Origin of the sequence: Micromonospora sp. LOL_025, assembly GCF_048060285.1 — a bacterium.
Taxonomy (GTDB): Bacteria; Actinomycetota; Actinomycetes; order Mycobacteriales; family Micromonosporaceae; genus Micromonospora.
The window spans coordinates 1-19140 of sequence record NZ_JBHMIR010000055.1 but is presented as its reverse complement, the minus strand read 5'-3'; the positions used below and the strand labels follow the sequence as shown (position 1 = coordinate 19140).

Annotated in this window: 15 protein-coding genes; 13 read left to right on the top strand and 2 right to left on the bottom strand. The window is 74.0% G+C overall.

Annotated elements, in window-relative coordinates:
- Positions 1-90: 90 nt before the first annotated feature.
- The 3 genes from ACFHW0_RS30930 (at position 91) to ACFHW0_RS30920 (ending at position 3972) form a co-directional block, all read left to right on the top strand.
- Positions 91-813: an ABC transporter permease gene (locus tag ACFHW0_RS30930; RefSeq protein ID WP_416613159.1), complete on the top strand. Its 723-nt coding sequence runs from the start codon at positions 91-93 to the stop codon at positions 811-813.
- A 250-nt stretch (positions 814-1063) separates the two neighbouring features.
- On the top strand, positions 1064-2068 hold the full coding sequence (locus tag ACFHW0_RS30925; RefSeq protein ID WP_416613158.1) for a glycine betaine ABC transporter substrate-binding protein: 1005 nt from the start codon (positions 1064-1066) through the stop codon (positions 2066-2068).
- A gap of 164 nt (positions 2069-2232) precedes the next feature.
- A complete protein-coding gene (locus ACFHW0_RS30920) occupies positions 2233-3972 on the top strand; it encodes a hypothetical protein (protein WP_416613157.1) in 1740 nt (579 codons plus the stop codon).
- 39 nt (positions 3973-4011) lie between these two features.
- On the opposite strand, the gene ACFHW0_RS30915 is transcribed toward ACFHW0_RS30920, so the two are convergent.
- Together ACFHW0_RS30915 and ACFHW0_RS30910 are read right to left on the bottom strand one after the other, a co-directional pair.
- Complete coding sequence (locus tag ACFHW0_RS30915) at positions 4012-5181, bottom strand: NADH-quinone oxidoreductase subunit D (protein ID WP_416613156.1); 1170 nt, start codon at positions 5179-5181, stop codon at positions 4012-4014.
- Positions 5178-6281 (bottom strand): SAM-dependent methyltransferase, encoded by a 1104-nt coding sequence (locus tag ACFHW0_RS30910; protein WP_416613155.1) that lies wholly within the window; start codon positions 6279-6281, stop codon positions 5178-5180. Before ACFHW0_RS30910 ends, ACFHW0_RS30915 begins: the two co-directional genes overlap by 4 nt.
- A gap of 201 nt (positions 6282-6482) precedes the next feature.
- Here ACFHW0_RS30910 and ACFHW0_RS30905 point away from each other — a divergent pair, with 201 nt between their 5' ends.
- The 10 genes from ACFHW0_RS30905 (at position 6483) to ACFHW0_RS30860 (ending at position 18477) form a co-directional block, all read left to right on the top strand.
- Complete coding sequence (locus tag ACFHW0_RS30905; RefSeq protein WP_416613154.1) at positions 6483-7436, top strand: Rossmann-like and DUF2520 domain-containing protein; 954 nt, start codon at positions 6483-6485, stop codon at positions 7434-7436.
- Between the two features lie 29 nt (positions 7437-7465).
- Positions 7466-8314: a pantoate--beta-alanine ligase gene (gene panC / locus ACFHW0_RS30900; RefSeq protein ID WP_416613153.1), complete on the top strand. Its 849-nt coding sequence runs from the start codon at positions 7466-7468 to the stop codon at positions 8312-8314.
- A gap of 36 nt (positions 8315-8350) precedes the next feature.
- Complete coding sequence (gene panD, locus ACFHW0_RS30895; protein WP_416613152.1) at positions 8351-8776, top strand: aspartate 1-decarboxylase; 426 nt, start codon at positions 8351-8353, stop codon at positions 8774-8776.
- 180 nt (positions 8777-8956) lie between these two features.
- Complete coding sequence (locus ACFHW0_RS30890; protein ID WP_416613151.1) at positions 8957-9850, top strand: septum formation family protein; 894 nt, start codon at positions 8957-8959, stop codon at positions 9848-9850.
- Positions 9851-9930: 80 nt separating this feature from the next.
- On the top strand, positions 9931-11625 hold the full coding sequence (locus ACFHW0_RS30885) for an L-aspartate oxidase (RefSeq protein WP_416613150.1): 1695 nt from the start codon (positions 9931-9933) through the stop codon (positions 11623-11625).
- Positions 11622-12518: a carboxylating nicotinate-nucleotide diphosphorylase gene (nadC, locus tag ACFHW0_RS30880; RefSeq protein ID WP_416613149.1), complete on the top strand. Its 897-nt coding sequence runs from the start codon at positions 11622-11624 to the stop codon at positions 12516-12518. Before ACFHW0_RS30885 ends, nadC begins: the two co-directional genes overlap by 4 nt.
- Positions 12519-12550: 32 nt before the next feature.
- A complete protein-coding gene (locus ACFHW0_RS30875; protein WP_357879233.1) occupies positions 12551-13309 on the top strand; it encodes a type III pantothenate kinase in 759 nt (252 codons plus the stop codon).
- A gap of 206 nt (positions 13310-13515) precedes the next feature.
- Positions 13516-15024: a lysine--tRNA ligase gene (gene lysS / locus ACFHW0_RS30870; RefSeq protein ID WP_416613148.1), complete on the top strand. Its 1509-nt coding sequence runs from the start codon at positions 13516-13518 to the stop codon at positions 15022-15024.
- Positions 15025-15133: 109 nt separating this feature from the next.
- Positions 15134-15484, top strand: coding sequence for a histone-like nucleoid-structuring protein Lsr2 (locus ACFHW0_RS30865; RefSeq protein ID WP_165947879.1), 351 nt, complete (start codon positions 15134-15136; stop codon positions 15482-15484).
- Between the two features lie 461 nt (positions 15485-15945).
- Positions 15946-18477 (top strand): ATP-dependent Clp protease ATP-binding subunit, encoded by a 2532-nt coding sequence (locus ACFHW0_RS30860; protein WP_416613160.1) that lies wholly within the window; start codon positions 15946-15948, stop codon positions 18475-18477.
- Positions 18478-19140 lie beyond the last annotated feature (663 nt).

Here is a 19140-nt window from a genome sequence, read left to right as displayed (position 1 = left end):
GTCCCGCAGTCGTGAGCGGAGGGTTGGCTCGGTGAGCGTGAGGAACGCAGCGCAGCGGAGTCCCGCAGTCGCGAACGGGAGGTCGGCTCGGTGAATCCGGTCGAGGCGGCACTGGTCTGGCTCAACGACCCGCTGAACTGGACGAACCCGGGCGGGGTCCTGGACCGGCTCGGCGAGCACCTGTCGATGTCGGCGGCGGCGGTGGCGCTCGGCTGCCTGGTCGCCTGGCCGATCGGGCTCTGGCTCGGGCACACCGGCCGGGGCGGCGGCCTGGTGGTGCTGGTGTCCAACGTGTCGCTCGCCGTTCCCACGCTCGCCCTGCTCACCATCCTGCCGCTGACCTTCCTCGGTTTCGGCCGGCCGTCGGTGGTGGTCGCGCTGGCCGTCTTCGCCGTGCCGCCGCTGCTGGCCAACGCGTACACGGGGGTGCGGCAGGCCGATCCGGAGGCCCGGGACGCGGCGCGCGGGATGGGCTTCTCGGGATGGCAGTTGCTGCGCCGGGTCGAGCTGCCGCTGGCGGTGCCCTACCTGGCGGCCGGGTTCCGCACGGCGGCGGTGCAGGTGGTGGCGACGGCCGCGCTGGCGTCCTTCGTCAACGGCGGCGGCCTGGGCCAGATCATCCGGGCGGGCTTCGGGCTGGACATCGCCGCCGGCGGCGGCCAGATCATCGCCGGGGGCGTGCTGGTGGCCGGGCTCGCCATGCTGTTGGAGCTGGTGCTGGCCCTGGTCGAGCGGCTGGTCACGCCGCGCCCGCTGCGGGCCGGTCGCGGTCGGGCGCGTCGCCGGGCGGCGCAGGCGGTGGTCGGCGGCTGAGCGTCGTCCGCCCACCCGGACGCCGAGCCCGGGCGGGCGCGCGACGGCGAATCCGGTTCACCTCCGGTGACGATCCGGTGACAAACTCCGCTCCGGGTTGTCGGTCCCGCGTGGAAGATGTTGGGGTGGGAAACCGGGCGGCCGCAAGGCGAGCCGCCCGTGGGACACAGCGGGCGGCCGGACGGAGATCGCCCGTCGGACACGCGGCCGGCCCGACAGGGTCGCGCCGGGACACGGAAGGCGGGCACTGATGCGCGCACGTACACGCCTGGCGGTCGGTGCGGTGGGAGCCCTCGCCGCGGCGGGGATGCTGACCGGCTGCGGCGACGCCGGCTCCTCCGGCACGGACGCCCCGGAGCAGGCGGCCTCGGGGGCCGGCTGCGCGCCGGTCGCCGGTGACCAGCTCGTCGTCCTCGACGACGACAAGAAGCTCCAGAACACCGACAACGTCATCCCGGCGGTCAACGCCGACGCGGCCAACCCGCAGTTGATCGCGGCGCTGGACAAGGTCTCGGCCGCACTCGACACGCCGAAGCTGATCCAGCTCAACAAGGCCGTCGACGTCGACCGCAAGACGGCGCAGAAGGCGGCCGAGGAGTTCGCGGCGGCCAACGACGTCACCGCCGGCATCGCCAAGGGGCCCGGCGGGCAGATCGTGATCGGCGCGGCCAACTTCACGGAGAACCAGATCCTGGCCGAGCTCTACAAGATCGCCCTGACCGCCGCCGGCTACGACGCCAAGGTGCAGCAGATCGGCAACCGCGAGCTCTACGAGCCAGCCCTGGAGAAGGGCGAGATCCAGGTCGTCCCGGAGTACGCGGCGACCATGGCCGAGTTCCTCAACACCAAGGCCAACGGCAAGGACGCCCAGCCGGTGTCGTCGCCGGAGCTGGAGAAGACCGTCGCGGCGCTCAAGGCGGCCGGCGACAAGGCCGGCCTCGTCTTCGGCACGCCGGCTGCCGCGCAGGACCAGAACGCCTTCGCCGTGACGAAGGCGTTCGCCGACAAGTACGGCGTCAGGACGCTCTCCGAGCTGGCCGCCAAGTGCTCGGGCCAGGCCACGGTGCTGGCCGGGCCGCCCGAGTGCCCGCAGCGGCCGAAGTGCCAGGCGGGGCTGGTCCAGGTCTACGACTTCAAGGCCGGCTCGTTCAGCTCGCTGGACCAGGGCGGCCCGCAGACCAAGAACGCGCTGAAGACCGGGGCCGCGAGCGTGGGTCTGGTGTTCTCCTCGGACGGCGCACTGGCCGTCGGCTGATCCCCGACCGGCCGCCGGTGGCCCCGTGCCACCGGCGGCCGACGGGCGGGGCCGACGTCGAGCAGCCGGCCGGTCGACGGCCGGCGGGGCGGTCGACGGCGAAGACGCCGGATGCCCTGTTCACCCTTTCCCCGGCGGGGCAGCCCTCGGTAGGCTGCGGACCCATGCCAGCCCCGGTCGCCCCCGCCGACAAGCGCAGCCCGTCGCTGCTCACCGTGCTCTTCTGGGTAGGTGTGGCCCTGGCGCCGGTGGCGGCGTTGATCCTGCTCGTCGCCGACGGCAACGGCCCGCTGCGGTTCGCCGCCGTGCTCGCCATCCTGGCCGTCGTCCTGATCGGCCTGTCGATCGCGTTGCGCGCCGACGGCGCGGGCCCGGCCCGCACCGACGAGCTGCTGGACGAGATCGAGCAGCTCCGCCGCGAGTTGCGCGGGGAGATCGTGGCCGCCGCCCAACGGGGCAACCAGGCGCTCGACCACGCTCAGCGGGCACAGGATGAGGTCACCGCGCTGCGTCGGCGGCTGGACGCGAGCAGCGCCGCGCTGGCCGGCGTCGAGGCCCCGGCCGGCGCCGGCCGGGCCCGGGCGTCCGTCGACGACGCGGTCACCGGCCGCAGGCGGGCACCGGACCAGGACGACGCGGTGTCCCACCGGGGACGCGCCGACCGGGGCGACGAGGAGCCCGCCCGCAGGCCGCAGCCGGCTCCGGGGGCCGAACGGCCCGCACCCGGCCCGGCCGCCGGGTACGGCGCGGCCGGGCCGGCTACGGGTACGGCCGGCGGGTACGGCGCGGACCGGCCTGCCGCCGGCGGAGCGGCCGGGGTGTACGGGGCGGCCCGGCCGGCGGAGCCGGCGAGCCAGCCCTCGGCCCGGCCGCTCGGGGTGGTGCGGCACACCGAGACCGTGCACGTCACCACGCGGCACACCATCGTGGACGGCGCCGCGTCCGTCCCCGGCGACCGGGCGGCCCGGTACGACGGCGGGTACGCGGGACGCTGGTCGCCGGAGCAGGAGGAGCGGCCGTGGCCGGGTGAGCCGGACGACCGTCCCTGGGCCGGTCACGGGCACGGCGGACCGGAGGACCGGCCCCGCCGCGAGGACCGGCCACGCCGGGACGACGACGCGTCGCCACCGGGCCCCGGGGCCGCCCGGGACGACCGTCCCCGGCCGGTCCAGCCCGGCGGCCGGGAGTGGCCCGCCGAGCCCGGCGAGCGGGAGTGGTCCGCCCAGCCCGGCGGCCGGGAGTGGTCCGCCCAGCCCGGCGGCCGGGAGTGGTCCGGCGAGCGCGGCGAGCGGGAGTGGCCGGGGCGGCCCGACGAGCGCGGACAGCAGTGGGACGAACCGGGTCGGGGCGGCGCGGAGGCACCGGGCTGGGCGGCGCCGGCCGAAGCGCGCGGGCGCGGCCGGTCGTACCCGCCCGACGAGGCGGGGGCGGAGAGCGGGGAGTACTGGTCGCAGCTGCGCGCCGGGGACCGGTGGGCCGCCGTGCGGGACGACGAGCGGGGTCGGGAGCTGCGGGTCGGGGAGCGGCGGGCCGAGGTGCACGCGGACGCGACCGGCACCGAGTACCGGGTCGCGGACCGCTGGGCGGCGGTCCGGCGGGACGAGCCGCGCCGGGGTCCGGACCGGGCGGACGACGGGTGGCGCGGCGGCTGGCCGGAGCCGGACGACGCCCCGGCCCTGCCGGCCGGCGGGGTGCCGGTGCCGGACGAGTGGCGTCCGCCCCGTCAGCGGGGACACCAGCCCGGGGCGCGGCACGACGCCGGTCCGCCCGAGGCGCACCGCACCCGCCGGGCGGAGCCCGAGCCGGAGCGGTACGGCCGGCGGCAGGAGGAGCACCACGGCTACCCGCCGCAGGGCGACGAGCCCCGCGCGGGCGGCGCCCGCAACGCCGACCGCTGGCGCTGACCCCGCGCCGCCCGCCGCGACCGGACGGGCGCGGTCGGGTCACTTGTCGATGTCGCCGACCACGAAGAACATCGAGCCGAGGATGGCGATCAGGTCCGGCACCAGGCAGCCGGGGAGCAGGGTGGCCAGCGCCTGCACGTTCGCGTACGACGCGGTGCGCAGCTTCAGCCGCCACGGCGTCTTCTCGCCCCGGGAGACCAGGTAGTAGCCGTTGATGCCGAGCGGGTTCTCGGTCCAGGCGTAGGTGTGCCCCTCCGGGGCCTTGAGCACCTTCGGTAGCCGGGTGTTGACCGGCCCGGTGAGCCGGTCCACCCGGTCCAGGCACTGCTCGGCGAGGTCGAGCGAGGCGTACACCTGGTCGAGCAGCACCTCGAAGCGGGCGTGGCAGTCCCCGGCGGTCTTCGTCACGACCGGCACGTCCAGCTGGTCGTAGGCCAGGTAGGGCTCGTCGCGGCGCAGGTCCAGGTCGAGGCCGGAGGCCCGGGCGACGGGCCCGGACGCGCCGAACGCGGCGGCGTCCGCCGCGGAGAGCACCCCGACGCCGACCGTACGGGCCAGGAAGATGTCGTTGCGCCGGATGAGGTTGTCCAGGTCCGGCATCCGCCGGCGGACCTCGGCGATGGCGGCCCGCGCCCGGCCGGTCCAGCCGGCGGGGACCTCCTCCTTGAGCCCGCCCACCCGGTTGAACATGTAGTGGATCCGGCCGCCGGAGACCTCCTCCATCACCGCCTGGATGGTCTCCCGCTCGCGGAAGGCGTAGAACATCGGCGTGATCGCGCCGATCTCCAGCGGGTAGGAGCCGAGGAACATCAGGTGGTTGAGCACCCGGTTCAGCTCGGCCAGCGCCATCCGCAGCCAGGTGGCCCGCTCCGGCACCTCCATGCCCATCAGCCGTTCCACGGCGAGCACCACGCCCAGCTCGTTGGAGAAGGCCGAGAGCCAGTCGTGCCGGTTGGCCAGCACGATGATCTGCCGGTAGTCGCGGACCTCGAACAGCTTCTCCGCGCCCCGGTGCATGTAGCCGACGATCGGCTCGCAGGCCACCACCCGCTCGCCGTCGAGCACCAGCCTGAGCCGGAGCACGCCGTGCGTGGAGGGGTGCTGCGGCCCGATGTTGAGCACCATGTCGGTGCCGAGCTGCTCGCCGCCGGCCCCGGTGCCGACGGTCAGCTCGCGGAGGTCGCCGGCGTCCGTGGTCATGACTGTCATCGTGCCATGAACGGCCCGGGGTCGACGCCGACCGGTTGCCGCAGCCACCAGTGCCCGCCCAAGCCGGCCGGGTCGGTCAGCTCGGCCACCGCCGACGCGGCGGCGAGCGCCCGCACGTACCCGGCCGGGTCGCCGGCGGCCAGGCTCAGCGGTGGTCGCCCGCCGTCGGCCCCGAGCGCCCGCAGCGCCTCCCGCTGCGACACGAGGTCGTACGCGCACCCGGCGACCGTGGCACCGGCGGAGGCGACCGAGTCGACGGCGACGTGCGCGGTGACGTCGCGGGTCCCGTCCGGCACCGGCGGCACCTGCCGCCCGCCCCGGTACCCGGTCAACGTCCCGTCCACGGGCCGGCCGTCGCGCAGGTGCCCGTAGTCCACGGCCAACGCCAGCCCCCGGTCCAACCTGCCGACCGCTGCGGCCCAGGCGTCGTCGCGCGTCCGGCCGATCTCGGCACGCGCGCCGACCGGGTGCCGGAGCCCCGGCCCGGTCCCGTCGGCTCCGCCCACCGGCGCCGGCCACCACCTGGCGAGCCAGTCGGCGTCGGCGTGGCCGACGGGGTCACCGACGGTCTCCTCCCCGGTGGCCGGGTCGACCAGCAGGTACCGCCAGCCGTCCCCGGCGTGCGCTGCCACGTCGAGCGGCACGTTGTCGAGCCACTCGGTGGCCACGAGCAGCCCGGTGAGCCCGGCGGGGATCTCGTCCACCCACCCGATCTCCGCGGGGAGGCCGGCGGGCCGGGCCGCCTTCTCGACGGCGGTGAGGCGTACCCGGGAGGCGAGCGGGACCGGCGCGGGGGACGCACCGACGGCGGACGGCGACCCGGCGGGCGACGGGCGGGGAGCGGCCCCGGTGGCCCCCAACGCGGCGGAGAGCCCGCGCAGCAGCTCGCCGCGGCCCGCCCCCACGTCGACGACGGAGAGGACGCGGGGACGGTCGAGGGTGGCGTCGACCTGCTCGACCAGCCGCAGCAGCGCGGCGGTGAAGGCTGGCGACGCGTGCACGCTGGTGCGGAAGTGGCCGGCCGGCCCCGGGCCGGAGACGAAGAAGCCGCCCGGCCCGTAGAGCGCCCGTTCCATCGCGTCCCACCAGCGGATCGACATCAGCTCGGCCCTCGCTCAGCGTGCGTCACCGTGCCGACCCTACGGTCAGCCGGTCGGGCGGGGACCGTCCGTCCCCGTCCCGGCGGTCGTGCCGCCGGGTGCCGGCGGTGAACGTTTTCACACATCCTTGTCCCGGTTCCGTGACCCCGGCGCATACTTGCCATCGACCGGTACCCCTTCTCGAGGACTGGATCGTCGCCCATGAGCGCACCCCTGCGCCCGCGCCCGGCCGCCCCCCACGGGCCCGCCGTCCCGCCGGCCGCCACCCCCCGTCTCCTCACCGTCGGCGTCGTCGGCTCCGGCCGGGTCGGCACCGTTCTGGGCGCCGCGCTCGCCGCCGCCGGCCACCGGGTCGTCGCCGTCACGGCCGGCTCGGGCGCCTCCCGGGCCCGGGCCGCGCTGCTGCTTCCCGGGGTGCCCCGCCGTTCCACCGCCGCCGTGGCGCGGGCGGCCGCCGACCTGCTGCTGGTCGCCGTGCCCGACGACGCGCTCGCCGGGGTGGTCGCCGCACTGGCCGACGGCGGAGCGCTGCGCCCCGGCCAGGTGGTCGCGCACACCTCCGGCGCGCACGGGCTGGCCGTGCTCGCCCCCGCCGCCGCGGCGGGCGCCCGCCCGCTCGCCCTGCACCCCGCGATGACCTTCACCGGTACGCCGGACGACCTGGCCCGGCTGGCGGGCATCTCGTACGGGGTGACCGCCCCGGCGGAGCTGCGCCCCCTGGCCGCCCGGCTGGTCGCCGACCTCGGCGGGGTGCCGGAGTGGGTCGGGGAGGCGGACCGGCCGCTCTACCACGCGGCGCTGGCGCACGGCGCCAACCATTTGGTGACCCTGGTCAACGAGGCCGCCGACCGGCTGCGCGACGCCGGGGTGACCCAGCCGGAGAAGGTGCTCGCCCCGCTGCTGCGGGCCGCCCTGGAGAACGCGCTGCGCCTCGGCGACGACGCCCTGACCGGGCCGGTGTCCCGGGGCGACGCCGGCACGGTCGAGCGGCACCTGGCCCGGCTCGCCGCGACCGCCCCCGAGTCGGTCGCGCCCTACCTGGCCCTGGCCCGGCGTACGGCCGACCGGGCCATCGCGGCGGGCCGGCTGCGGCCGGTCGACGCGGAGTCGCTGCTCGGCGTGCTCGCCGGCGACCGGCGGCAGGTGGCGGCGTGAACGGGCCGACGGTGGACGGAGGGGACCGCGTGACGGAACTGGTGCACGGCCGCGCCGAGCTGGCGGCGGCGCGGGACGGGCTGAAGGGCACCGTCGGCGTCGTGATGACCATGGGTGCCCTGCACTCCGGGCACGAGACGCTGCTGCGGGCGGCCCGGGAGCGGGCCGACCACGTGCTCGTCACGATCTTCGTCAACCCGTTGCAGTTCGGCCCGAACGAGGACTTCGACCGCTACCCGCGCACCCTCGACGCGGACCTGGAGATCTGCCGGCGGGCCGGCGCGGACGTGGTCTTCGCCCCCTCGGTGGCCGACATGTACCCGGACGGCCAGCCCCGGGTCCGGGTGAACCCGGGCCCGCTGGGCGAGGACCTGGAGGGGCAGAGCCGCCCCGGGTTCTTCCACGGGGTGCTCACGGTGGTGCTGAAGCTGCTCCAGCTCACCCGCCCCGACCTGGCGTTCTTCGGCGAGAAGGACTACCAGCAGCTGACCCTGGTGCGGCGGATGGCCCGGGACCTCGACGTGCCGGTCGAGGTGGTCGGCGTGCCGACCGTGCGGGAGCCGGACGGGCTGGCCCTGTCCAGCCGCAACCGCTACCTCTCCCCGGCCGAGCGGGAGGCCGCGCTGAGCCTGTCGGCGGCGCTGCGGGCCGGGGCGGCGACCGCCGACGAGGGCGGTGACGCGGGGGCGGTGCTCGCCGCCGCGCACGCGGCCTTCGGCGCCGGTACGCCCGGCGCGCGGCTCGACTACCTGGTGCTCACCGACCCGGACCTGGAGCCGGGGCCGGTCTCCGGGCCGGCGCGGCTGCTCGTCGCCGCCTGGGTGGGCGCCACCCGGTTGATCGACAACGCGGCGATCCGGCTCGCCCCCCGTTCCTGAACCCCACCCCCGCCACCTTCCGCGAAAGGCATCCCGATGCTGCGCACCATGCTCAAGTCGAAGATCCACCGGGCCACGGTGACCCAGGCCGACCTGCACTACGTCGGCTCGGTGACCGTCGACGAGGACCTGCTCGACGCCGCCGACCTGATCCCCGGCGAGCAGGTGGCGATCGTGGACATCACCAACGGGGCGCGGCTGGAGACGTACGTGATCCCGGGCGAGCGGGGCAGCGGCGTGATCGGCATCAACGGCGCCGCCGCCCACCTGGTGCACCCGGGGGACCTGGTCATCCTCATCTCGTACGGGCAGATGGACGACGCCGAGGCCCGCGCGTACCGGCCGCGGGTCGTGCACGTGGACGCCGACAACCGGGTCGTCGAGCTGAACACCGACCCGACCACCGCCGCCCCCGGCACCGCCGGTGCCCCGATCCCCAACCCCTTCGCCGCCGCCGTCTGACCCCGCCCGGCACCTCCTTCGCCCGTTCCGCGCGGGAGCTTCTGTGCGGTTCGTCCCCTTCGCGACCCTCCGGGAGCTCGCGGGCGTCGAAGTGGGCGCGCTTGCGGTCTGTCACCGGAAGGTCATCCCTGGGTAGTCTGGTTGCCCGTCGAGAGACGCGGGTGGCTGGGGGAGGCCGCGATGCGCCGTGCGATGAGTGCCCTGCTCGCTGCCGTCGCCACGGCCGCACTCCTGGCCGGCTGCGCCGATGCCGGTGGGCTGGACGGTGACCTGGCCGACGACTGGGCGGCCCTGCCCGCTCCCGGGCCCTTCACCCCGGCCGCCGGGGTGTGCCAGGTCGCCGACTTCCTCGACGTGGTGACCCTGGCGGCGTACGCGCCGGTGGACTGCGCCGCGCCGCACCGGGTCGAGACCGTGCACGTGGGCGCCTTCCCGGCCGGGCGGCCCGCCCCGCCGGCGGGCGGCTCGGCCGAGTTGCGGGGCGCCTTCGCCGACTGCGACGCCCGGGCGACCGGTCACGTGGGCGCCGACTGGCGGACGGGGCGGCTGCGGCTGGCGGTGGCGGTGCCGTCCGGGACGGGCTGGACGGCCGGCGCCCGCTGGTACCGGTGCGACCTGACCGAGGTGAGCACCGCCGAGGCCGCCGCCACGGTGGTGGTCCGCACCGGCAGCCTCCGGGACGCGCTGCGGGGGCCGTCCCCGCTGCGGCTGGGCTGCCAGCAGGCCCGCTCGCGGGGCGGGTCGGTGCGGACGCTGCTCCCGGTCGACTGCGCCGCCAAGCACGACGCCGAGTTCGTCGGGGTGTGGCGGGCGCCCGACCGCCCGTACCCGACCCGCCCCGCCGACTGGGCCCCGCTCTACGCCGGCTGCCGCTCGGTGCTCGCCCGCCACGTGGGGGTGCCCGACGACGCCGACCTGCGCTTCCGCAGCGGTGTGGTGGTCCGCCCGCCGGGATCGGGCCGGTGGCGCGTCGGCGACCGGGGCGTCCGCTGCTACCTCTGGCTCGACGACCGTACGGTGACCGGCTCGCTACGTGGCGCGGGCCCGGCGGCCCTCCCGGTCCGGACGAGGTAGCGCCCGCCGGGCCGGATGGCCCAAACCACTCGTCCCGCCCCCGCCGCCCCCCGCGAGGACCCTTCGGGTTGACTGTGGGTATGGACCTTCCGACCGTCGACCTGCCGGCGCTGCCCAGACTGCTGGCCGCCCCCGCGCCCGGCTGGGTGGAGACCACCGACGTGATCGTGGTCGGTTCCGGGGTGGCGGGCCTGACCGCCGCGCTGCACCTGCGCGAGGCGGGGCTGCACGTCACCGTCGTCACCAAGGTCGACATCGACGAGGGGTCGACCCGCTGGGCGCAGGGCGGCATCGCCGCCGTGCTCGACCCGCAGGACACCCCGACCGCGCACGCCTCGGACACCGAGATCGCCGGCGTCGGGCTCTGCGACCCGGCGGCGGTGCGGGTGCTGGTCGAGGAGGGCCCCACCCGGCTGCGCGAGCTGATGCGGATCGGGGCGGAGTTCGACCGCAACCCGGACGGCTCGCTGATGCTCACCCGGGAGGGCGGGCACCGGGCCGACCGGATCGTGCACGCCGGCGGCGACGCCACCGGGGCCGAGGTGCAGCGCGCCCTGCACGCCGCCGTGCGCCGCGACCCCTGGATCCGGCTGGTCGAGCACGCCCTGGTGCTGGACCTGCTGCGCGCCCCCGGGGACTCCCCGGACGGGCTCGGCCCGGCCTGCGGCATCACCCTGCACGTGCTCGGCGAGGGCAGCGAGGACGGGGTGGGTGCCATCCTGGCCCGGGCGGTCGTCCTGGCCACCGGCGGGATGGGCCAGATCTATGCGGCCACCACCAACCCGGCCGTGTCGACCGGGGACGGGGTGGCCCTCGCGATGCGGGCCGGCGCGGCGGTGACCGACGTGGAGTTCGTCCAGTTCCACCCGACCGCGCTGATCACCCCGGCCGGTGCCGGCGTGCCCGGCGCCGGGCACGCCCAGCAGCCGCTGGTCTCCGAGGCGTTGCGCGGCGAGGGCGCCCACCTGGTGGACGGCGACGGCAAGCGGTTCATGCTCGGGCAGCACGAGTTGGCCGAGCTGGCGCCCCGGGACGTGGTGGCCAAGGGCATCCACCGGGTCCTGCTGGCCACCGGGGCGGACCACGTGTTCCTCGACGCCCGGCACCTGGGCGGTGACTTCCTGGCCCGGCGCTTCCCGACCATCGTCGCGTCCTGCCTGGCCATCGGGGTCGACCCGGCGACCGACCTGATCCCGGTCGCCCCGGCCGCGCACTACGCCTCCGGCGGCGTCCGCACCGATCTGCGCGGGCGCACCTCCATCCCCGGGCTGTACGCGTGCGGCGAGGTCGCCTGCACCGGCGTGCACGGCGCGAACCGGCTGGCCAGCAACTCGCTGCTGGAGGGGCTGGTCTTCTCCCGGCGGATCGCCGAGGACATCGCGGCCGGGCTGCCCGAGCAGGCCCAGCCGGCGGCGACCGGCGCCTGGGTGGGCGGCGAGGGCTGGGTGGTGCCGGCCGAGGCGACGCCGACGCTGCAACGGGCGATGACCCGGGGCGCGGGCGTGCTCCGCTCGGCGGAGACCCTCGCCGGGACCGCCGGCGTGCTGACCGCGCTCGGCGAGGGCCGGGGCCGGCCCCGGACGGCCGACTGGGAGGCGACGAACCTGATCACCGTGGCGTCGACGCTGGTCGCCGCCGCGTACGCCCGCCGGGAGACCCGGGGCTGCCACTGGCGGGAGGACTTCCCGACGGCCGACGAGCGGTGGCACGGCCACCTGGTCGGCGCGGTCGGGGCGCAGGGCCGGCTGACGCAAGCGTGGGAGGGGACCCGATGACGGAGTCGACGGAACGGGCACTGCGGGACGCCGGCCTGGATCCGGCGCGGGTGCGGCAGACGGTCGAGGCCGCGCTCGCCGAGGACCTGGGGCCGGACTTCCTGGACGTCACCAGCGTCGCCACGATCCCGGCCGACCAGACCGACACGGCCGACCTGGTGGCCCGCGCCGACGGCGTGGTGGCCGGGCTGGCCGTGGCGGCGGCCGTGTTCGAGCTGGTCGGCGAGACGACCGGCGCCGGCCGTACGGTCGAGGTGTCGGTGGTGGCCCGCGACGGCGAGCGGGTGGCGCGCGGCGACGTGCTGGCCACGGTGACCGGCCCGACCCGGCTGCTGCTCACCGCCGAGCGGACGGCGCTCAACCTGCTCTGCCGGATGTCCGGGGTCGCCACCCACACCCGGGCCTGGGCGGACGCGCTGGCCGGCACCAAGGCGATGGTGCTGGACACCCGCAAGACGACCCCGGGCCTGCGCGCCCTGGAGAAGTACGCGGTCCGCGCGGGCGGCGGGACGAACAAGCGGATGGGCCTGCACGACGTCGCGATGATCAAGGACAACCACAAGTTCGCGGCGGGCGGCATCACGGCGGCGTTCCGCCGGGTCCGGGAGGCCTTCCCGGACGTGCCGGTGCAGGTCGAGGTGGACACCGTCGCCGAGGCGGTGGAGGCGGTCGAGGCCGGGGCCGACTTCCTGCTGCTGGACAACATGACCCCGGAGATGCTCACCGAGGTGGTCGCGTCGGTGGGGGACCGGGCGGAGCTGGAGGCGACCGGCGGGCTGACCCTCGACGTGGCGGCGCGGTACGCGGCGACCGGCGTCGACTTCCTGTCGGTCGGGGCCCTGACGCACTCCTCGCCGATCCTCGACGTCGCGATGGACCTGCGCACCGGGTGAACCGGCGGCCGGCCGTTGTCTAGGCTGCGTGCGTGCTGCTCTGCATCGACATCGGAAACACCAACACCGTGCTGGCGACCTTCGACGGCGACAAGCTGGTGCACTCCTGGCGGATCAAGACCGATGCGCGGTCGACGGCCGACGAGCTGGGCCTGAAGTTCCGTGGGCTGCTCGCCGGGGACGCGGTCGAGATCACCGGGGTCGCGGCCTGCTCCACCGTGCCGGCCGCGCTGCGCTCGCTGCGCACCATGCTGTCGCGCTACTACGCGGACCTGCCGAGCGTGATCGTCGAGCCCGGGGTGCGCACCGGTGTGCAACTCGCCATCGACAACCCGAAGGAGGTGGGCGCCGACCGGGTGGTGAACACCCTGGCCGCGTACACCCTCTACGGCGGTCCGTCGATCGTCGTGGACTTCGGCACCACCACCAACTTCGACGTGATCAGCGGCCGGGGCGAGTTCCTCGGCGGCGCCTTCGCCCCGGGCATCGAGATCTCCTTCGACGCGCTCGCCGCCCGGGCCGCCCAGCTGCGCAAGGTGGAGGCGACCAAGCCCCGCTCGGTGATCGGCAAGAACACCGTCGAGTGCCTCCAGTCCGGCCTCTACTTCGGCTTCGCCGGGCAGGTGGACCGGATCGTCGAGCGGATGATCGAGGAGCTGGGCGAGGTGAGCGCGGTGATCGCCACCGGCGGGCTGGCGTCGCTCGTGATCAACGAGTGCCGCACGATCACCCACCACGAGCCGATGATCACCCTGATCGGGCTGCGGATGGTCTACGAGCGCAACGTCTGACCCCGGTCGCCGCCGGGGCCGGGCGCCGAGCGGGCCGCAGCGCCGTCGGGCCCGGCGGACGAGCGTGCGGTACGGCGACAAGGCCGGGTGAGGTGGCCGGAAGTGGGGCCGGTCATGCGGGCCGGTTATCCCGTAACGCCTCGCGAGCGCCTTGAGTACGCTCGGGGCCTGACCCCGCCCGAAATCTCCTTCTGAGGAAGCGTGCCGTGACCGAGCAGAACCCCGTGCCAGTCGATCCCGCCGACGACCTTCCCGAGCAGATGAAGGTCCGCCGGGAGAAGCGGGACCGGATGCTCGCCGAGGGCGTCGAGCCGTACCCCATCGGATTCCCCCGGACCAGCACGCTGGCCGAGATCCGCGAGAAGTACGCCGAGCTGCCGACCGACACCGCCACGGGAGACCAGGTCTCGATCACCGGCCGGGTGATCTTCGTACGCAACACCGGCAAGCTCTGCTTCGCCACCCTCCGGGACGGCGACGGCACGGAGTTGCAGGCCATGCTCTCCCTCGACCGGGTCGGCGCCGACCGGCTCGACGACTGGAAGCGCCTGGTCGACCTCGGTGACCTCGTCGGGGTGACCGGCGAGGTGATCACCAGCCGGCGTGGCGAGCTGTCCGTGCTGGTCGAGCGGTGGGCGGTGACGGCGAAGGCGCTGCGCCCGCTGCCGGTGGCGCACAAGCCGCTGAGCGAGGAGGCGCGGGTCCGGCAGCGCTACGTGGACCTGATCGTCCGCCCGCAGGCCCGCCAGATGGTGCGTACCCGGGCCGCGGCCGTCCGCAGCCTGCGCGACGTGCTGCACGGCCGGGGCTTCATCGAGGTGGAGACCCCGATGCTCCAACTGCTGCACGGCGGCGCGGCGGCCCGGCCATTCGTGACCCACAGCAATGCACTCAGCACTGATCTGTATCTGCGAATCGCGCCGGAACTGTTTCTCAAGCGGGCCGTCGTCGGCGGCGTCGACCGGGTCTTCGAGATCAACCGCAACTTCCGTAATGAGGGTGTCGACTCTTCGCACTCGCCCGAGTTCGCGATGCTCGAGGCATACGAGGCGTACGGCGACTACGACACCATGGCCGAGCTGACCCGGAATCTCGTGCAGCAGGCGGCGATCGCGGTCAGCGGCTCGACCGTGGTGACGCACGCCGACGGCCGGGAGTTCGATCTGGGCGGCGAGTGGCGCTCGGTCACCCTCTTCGGGGTGCTTTCCGAGGCGCTCGGCGAGGAGGTCACCGTACGCACCGAGCGCGCCCGCCTGGTGGAGTACGCCGACAAGGTCGGTCTGGCGGTCGACCCGAAGTGGGGGTCGGGCAAGCTGGCGGAGGAACTGTTCGAGGAACTGGTGGTGCCGAGCCTCCAGGCGCCCACCTTCGTCCGCGACTACCCGGAGGAGACGAGCCCGCTGACCCGGGCGCACCGCAGCGAGCCCGGGCTGGCCGAGAAGTGGGACCTCTACGTGCTCGGTTTCGAGCTGGGGACCGCGTACTCCGAGCTGGTGGACCCGGTGGTGCAGCGGGAGCGGCTGGTGGCCCAGGCCCAGCTCGCCGCCCGCGGCGACGACGAGGCCATGCGGCTGGACGAGGACTTCCTCCGGGCGATGGAGTACGGAATGCCGCCGGCCGGGGGTATGGGAATGGGAATCGACCGGCTCTTGATGGCGCTCACCGGCCTGGGAATTCGGGAAACCATCCTCTTCCCCCTGGTTCGCCCGGAGTAGCCGCGCATCTCCACCGGGTCGTTACCGCATCCTATTGACGCGACAAGCGTCGGGCGGGTTATCGTGCTTACAGTTTGCAGGAGCACCCTGCTCGAAAGGAATGTGGGACGTGGCCAAGCAGATCATTCATAAGCTGGTCGATGACCTGGACGGCGGGGACGCTGACGAGACGGTCAAGTTCGCGCTCGACGGCGTTCAGTACGAGATCGACCTGTCGAGCTCGAACGCCGAGAAATTGCGCGACGTATTCGCCTCGTACATCGCCCACGGCACCAAGGTGGGCAGGGGCGGCGTCGTCGTCGGCGGCCGGGCCGCACGCGGTCGGGGTGGCGCCACCGCCGACCGGGAGCAGAACAAGGCGATCCGCGCCTGGGCCAAGAAGGCCGGTAAGGACATCTCCGACCGGGGCCGGATCCCCCAGGAGATCGTCGACGAGTACCACGCGAAGGCCGGTCACTGACCGGGACCGCCGACGGGCGACAACGACGCCGGGCCGGAGCACGACTCCGGGCCGGCGTCGCCGTATCCGCCCGGGGCCGCGTCCGAGCGGGAAGAATTCCGTCCCGGCGGTCGTTGTCCACAGCCGGTGGAGAGTCTGTCCACAGCCTGTGGACGACTCCCGGACGGCCCGGATCCGGGCCGCGTCGGCACCGGGGCGACCCGCACGACGGGTCCGCGACCGTGGCCGAATTTCGCTCTGCGCGTACAGGCAGGGGTACCGGAACACCCCCTGAGCGCGGACGGTTGTGTAAAACGACGCGTACACGGCCTCCGACGGGGACACACGACCTCAGCGGAGTCGGTCCGCGGCGATAGAGTAAGGAGGCACGGACGCCCGTCCCGGTCGTCCGCGCACCGGCCCCGCCACGACTTCTTGACCATCAAGATCGAGTGCGCACGGCACGTGAGGAGCACGAGGGCATGTTCGAGCGGTTCACCGACCGAGCGCGACGGGTTGTCGTCCTGGCCCAGGAAGAGGCCCGGATGCTCAACCACAACTACATCGGTACGGAACACATCCTGCTGGGCCTGATCCACGAGGGTGAGGGCGTCGCCGCCAAGGCTCTGGAGAGCCTCGGCATCTCCCTGGAGGGTGTGCGACAGCAGGTCGAGGAGATCATCGGCCAGGGCCAGCAGGCGCCGAGCGGGCACATCCCGTTCACGCCGCGGGCCAAGAAGGTGCTGGAGCTGTCCCTGCGCGAGGCGCTGCAGCTCGGCCACAACTACATCGGCACGGAGCACATCCTGCTCGGTCTGATCCGCGAGGGTGAGGGCGTCGCCGCCCAGGTGCTGGTCAAGCTCGGCGCCGACCTCAACCGGGTCCGCCAGCAGGTGATCCAGCTGCTCTCCGGCTACCAGGGCAAGGAGCCGGCCGCGGCGGGCGCCACGCCGGGTGAGGCCGCGCCGTCCACCAGCCTCGTGCTGGACCAGTTCGGCCGCAACCTGACCCAGGCCGCCCGCGAGGGCAAGCTCGACCCGGTCATCGGGCGCGAGAAGGAAATCGAGCGGGTCATGCAGGTGCTCTCCCGCCGGACCAAGAACAACCCGGTCCTGATCGGTGAGCCCGGCGTCGGCAAGACCGCCGTGGTGGAGGGGCTGTCCCAGAAGATCATCAAGGGCGAGGTGCCCGAGACGCTGAAGGACAAGCAGCTCTACACGCTCGACCTCGGTGCCCTGGTCGCCGGTTCCCGCTATCGCGGTGACTTCGAGGAGCGCCTCAAGAAGGTGCTCAAGGAGATCCGCACCCGCGGCGACATCATCCTCTTCATCGACGAGATCCACACCCTGGTCGGCGCGGGTGCCGCCGAGGGTGCGATCGACGCGGCGAGCATCCTCAAGCCGATGCTGGCCCGCGGCGAGCTGCAGACCATCGGCGCGACCACGCTCGACGAATACCGCAAGCACCTGGAGAAGGACGCCGCTCTCGAGCGCCGCTTCCAGCCGATCCAGGTGGGTGAGCCGTCGCTGGCCCACACCATCGAGATCCTCAAGGGCCTGCGGGACCGCTACGAGGCGCACCACCGGGTCAGCATCACCGACGCGGCTCTCGTGGCCGCCGCGACGCTGGCCGACCGGTACATCTCCGACCGCTTCCTGCCGGACAAGGCGATCGACCTGATCGACGAGGCCGGTGCCCGGATGCGGATCCGCCGGATGACCGCGCCGCCAGACCTGCGCGACTTCGACGAGCGCATCGCCCAGGTGCGTCGCGACAAGGAGTCCGCGATCGACGCGCAGGACTTCGAGCGCGCCGCCCAGCTGCGCGACAAGGAGAAGCAGCTCCTCGGCCAGAAGGCCCAGCGGGAGAAGGAGTGGAAGGCCGGTGACCTGGACGTCGTCAGCGAGGTCGACGACGAGCAGATCGCCGAGGTGCTCGGCAACTGGACCGGCATCCCGGTCTACAAGCTGACCGAGGAGGAGACCTCGCGCCTGCTGCGCATGGAGGACGAGCTGCACAAGCGCGTCATCGGCCAGGAGGACGCGGTCAAGGCGGTCTCGAAGGCGATCCGGCGCACCCGGGCCGGCCTGAAGGACCCGAAGCGTCCGTCGGGCTCGTTCATCTTCGCCGGCCCGTCCGGTGTCGGTAAGACCGAGCTCTCCAAGGCGCTGGCCGAGTTCCTGTTCGGCAGCGAGGACGCCCTCATCCAGCTGGACATGTCCGAGTTCCACGACCGCTACACGGTCTCCCGGCTGGTGGGTGCCCCTCCCGGCTACGTCGGCTACGACGAGGGCGGCCAGCTGACCGAGAAGGTGCGGCGTCGGCCGTTCTCGGTGGTCCTCTTCGACGAGATCGAGAAGGCCCACCCGGACGTGTTCAACACGCTGCTCCAGATCCTGGAGGACGGTCGGCTCACCGACGGTCAGGGCCGGATCGTGGACTTCAAGAACACGGTCATCATCCTGACCACCAACCTGGGCACCCGCGACGTCGCCAAGGCGGTCTCGCTCGGTTTCCAGGCGTCGGAGGACTCCGAGTCCAACTACGACCGGATGAAGCAGAAGGTCAACGACGAGCTCAAGCAGCACTTCCGGCCTGAGTTCCTCAACCGGATCGACGACACCATCGTCTTCCACCAGCTGCGCCAGCAGGAGATCCTGTCGATCGTCGACATCATGATCCAGCGGATCGAGGGCCAGCTGCGGAACAAGGACATGGGCCTGGAGCTGACCGACAACGCCAAGAAGTACCTGGCGAAGAAGGGCTTCGACCCGGTGCTCGGTGCGCGTCCGCTGCGTCGCACGATCCAGCGCGACATCGAGGACAACCTGTCCGAGCGGATCCTCTTCAACGAGCTGACCCCTGGTCAGATCGTGGTGGTGGACTGCGAGGGCGATCCGGAGGACATCGACAAGTCCAAGCTCGTCTTCACGGGCGCGGACCGGCCGGCCGTGGTGCCGGACGCCGTCCCGGCCGACCTCGGTGGCACCGCCGCCGCAGGCGCGGACGAGTAAGGCCGAAACAGCAGGAGGGCGGCGGCCCGGTGGCACCAGCCACCGGGCCGCCGCCCTCTTCGGCACTCCCCCCGGCACCGTCCCTGTCCCCGTCCGTCCCGGGCCGCGTGGATCATGCAGTTGTGGTGCCGGTTATCGGCCGAATTGGTAGGTCTGTCCCCCCTTAGAGCTGCATGATCCGCGCAGGAGTCGGCGGTATGTGCCCGTTTGGCGGGTCTGTGGTGGCGGGCGTTACCGGGTGGCGGGGCATGGGTCCAGGCGCCGGGTCGTTGTAACCATCGTGGCCGCGTGACCAGGCCGTTCGGTGAGCAGGCCGTTCGTCGGCCGGTCGGCCGGCGGAATGCGGGACCGGCCGGGGTGGTTACATCCCCGGACCGCGGAGCACCATCCGGGCCTGAGCCACCGGGCACGGTCGCCGGAATGACCGGCCCCCCACCGTGGTTACATCCCCCGGGCCACCGAGCGGGTGACCGCCGTACCCGGGCGGACCGCGAGCCGGGTGGCCGTATGGAATGTGTGGCCGGCCCGGCCGGTTGCATCCCCCGCAGGGATGAGCCCGCAGGCCCCTTCCGGCCGCAGGCCCCCCGGATCCTCTCGACCTTTCCTTTCCCGTGGCGCACCCGCCCCCCTTGGTGTGTGTCGCGTGCCCCCGATCGAAAGGTG

Coding starts and splice junctions, on each gene's coding strand:
- ACFHW0_RS30910 (WP_416613155.1), bottom strand. CDS start 6,281: ATGTCGATCCGCTGGTGGGACGCGATGGAACGGGCGCTCTACGGGCCG.
- ACFHW0_RS30885 (WP_416613150.1), top strand. CDS start 9,931: ATGGACCTTCCGACCGTCGACCTGCCGGCGCTGCCCAGACTGCTGGCC.
- ACFHW0_RS30905 (WP_416613154.1), top strand. CDS start 6,483: ATGAGCGCACCCCTGCGCCCGCGCCCGGCCGCCCCCCACGGGCCCGCC.
- nadC (WP_416613149.1), top strand. CDS start 11,622: ATGACGGAGTCGACGGAACGGGCACTGCGGGACGCCGGCCTGGATCCG.
- ACFHW0_RS30920 (WP_416613157.1), top strand. CDS start 2,233: ATGCCAGCCCCGGTCGCCCCCGCCGACAAGCGCAGCCCGTCGCTGCTC.
- ACFHW0_RS30890 (WP_416613151.1), top strand. CDS start 8,957: ATGCGCCGTGCGATGAGTGCCCTGCTCGCTGCCGTCGCCACGGCCGCA.
- panD (WP_416613152.1), top strand. CDS start 8,351: ATGCTGCGCACCATGCTCAAGTCGAAGATCCACCGGGCCACGGTGACC.
- ACFHW0_RS30915 (WP_416613156.1), bottom strand. CDS start 5,181: ATGACAGTCATGACCACGGACGCCGGCGACCTCCGCGAGCTGACCGTC.
- ACFHW0_RS30925 (WP_416613158.1), top strand. CDS start 1,064: ATGCGCGCACGTACACGCCTGGCGGTCGGTGCGGTGGGAGCCCTCGCC.
- ACFHW0_RS30860 (WP_416613160.1), top strand. CDS start 15,946: ATGTTCGAGCGGTTCACCGACCGAGCGCGACGGGTTGTCGTCCTGGCC.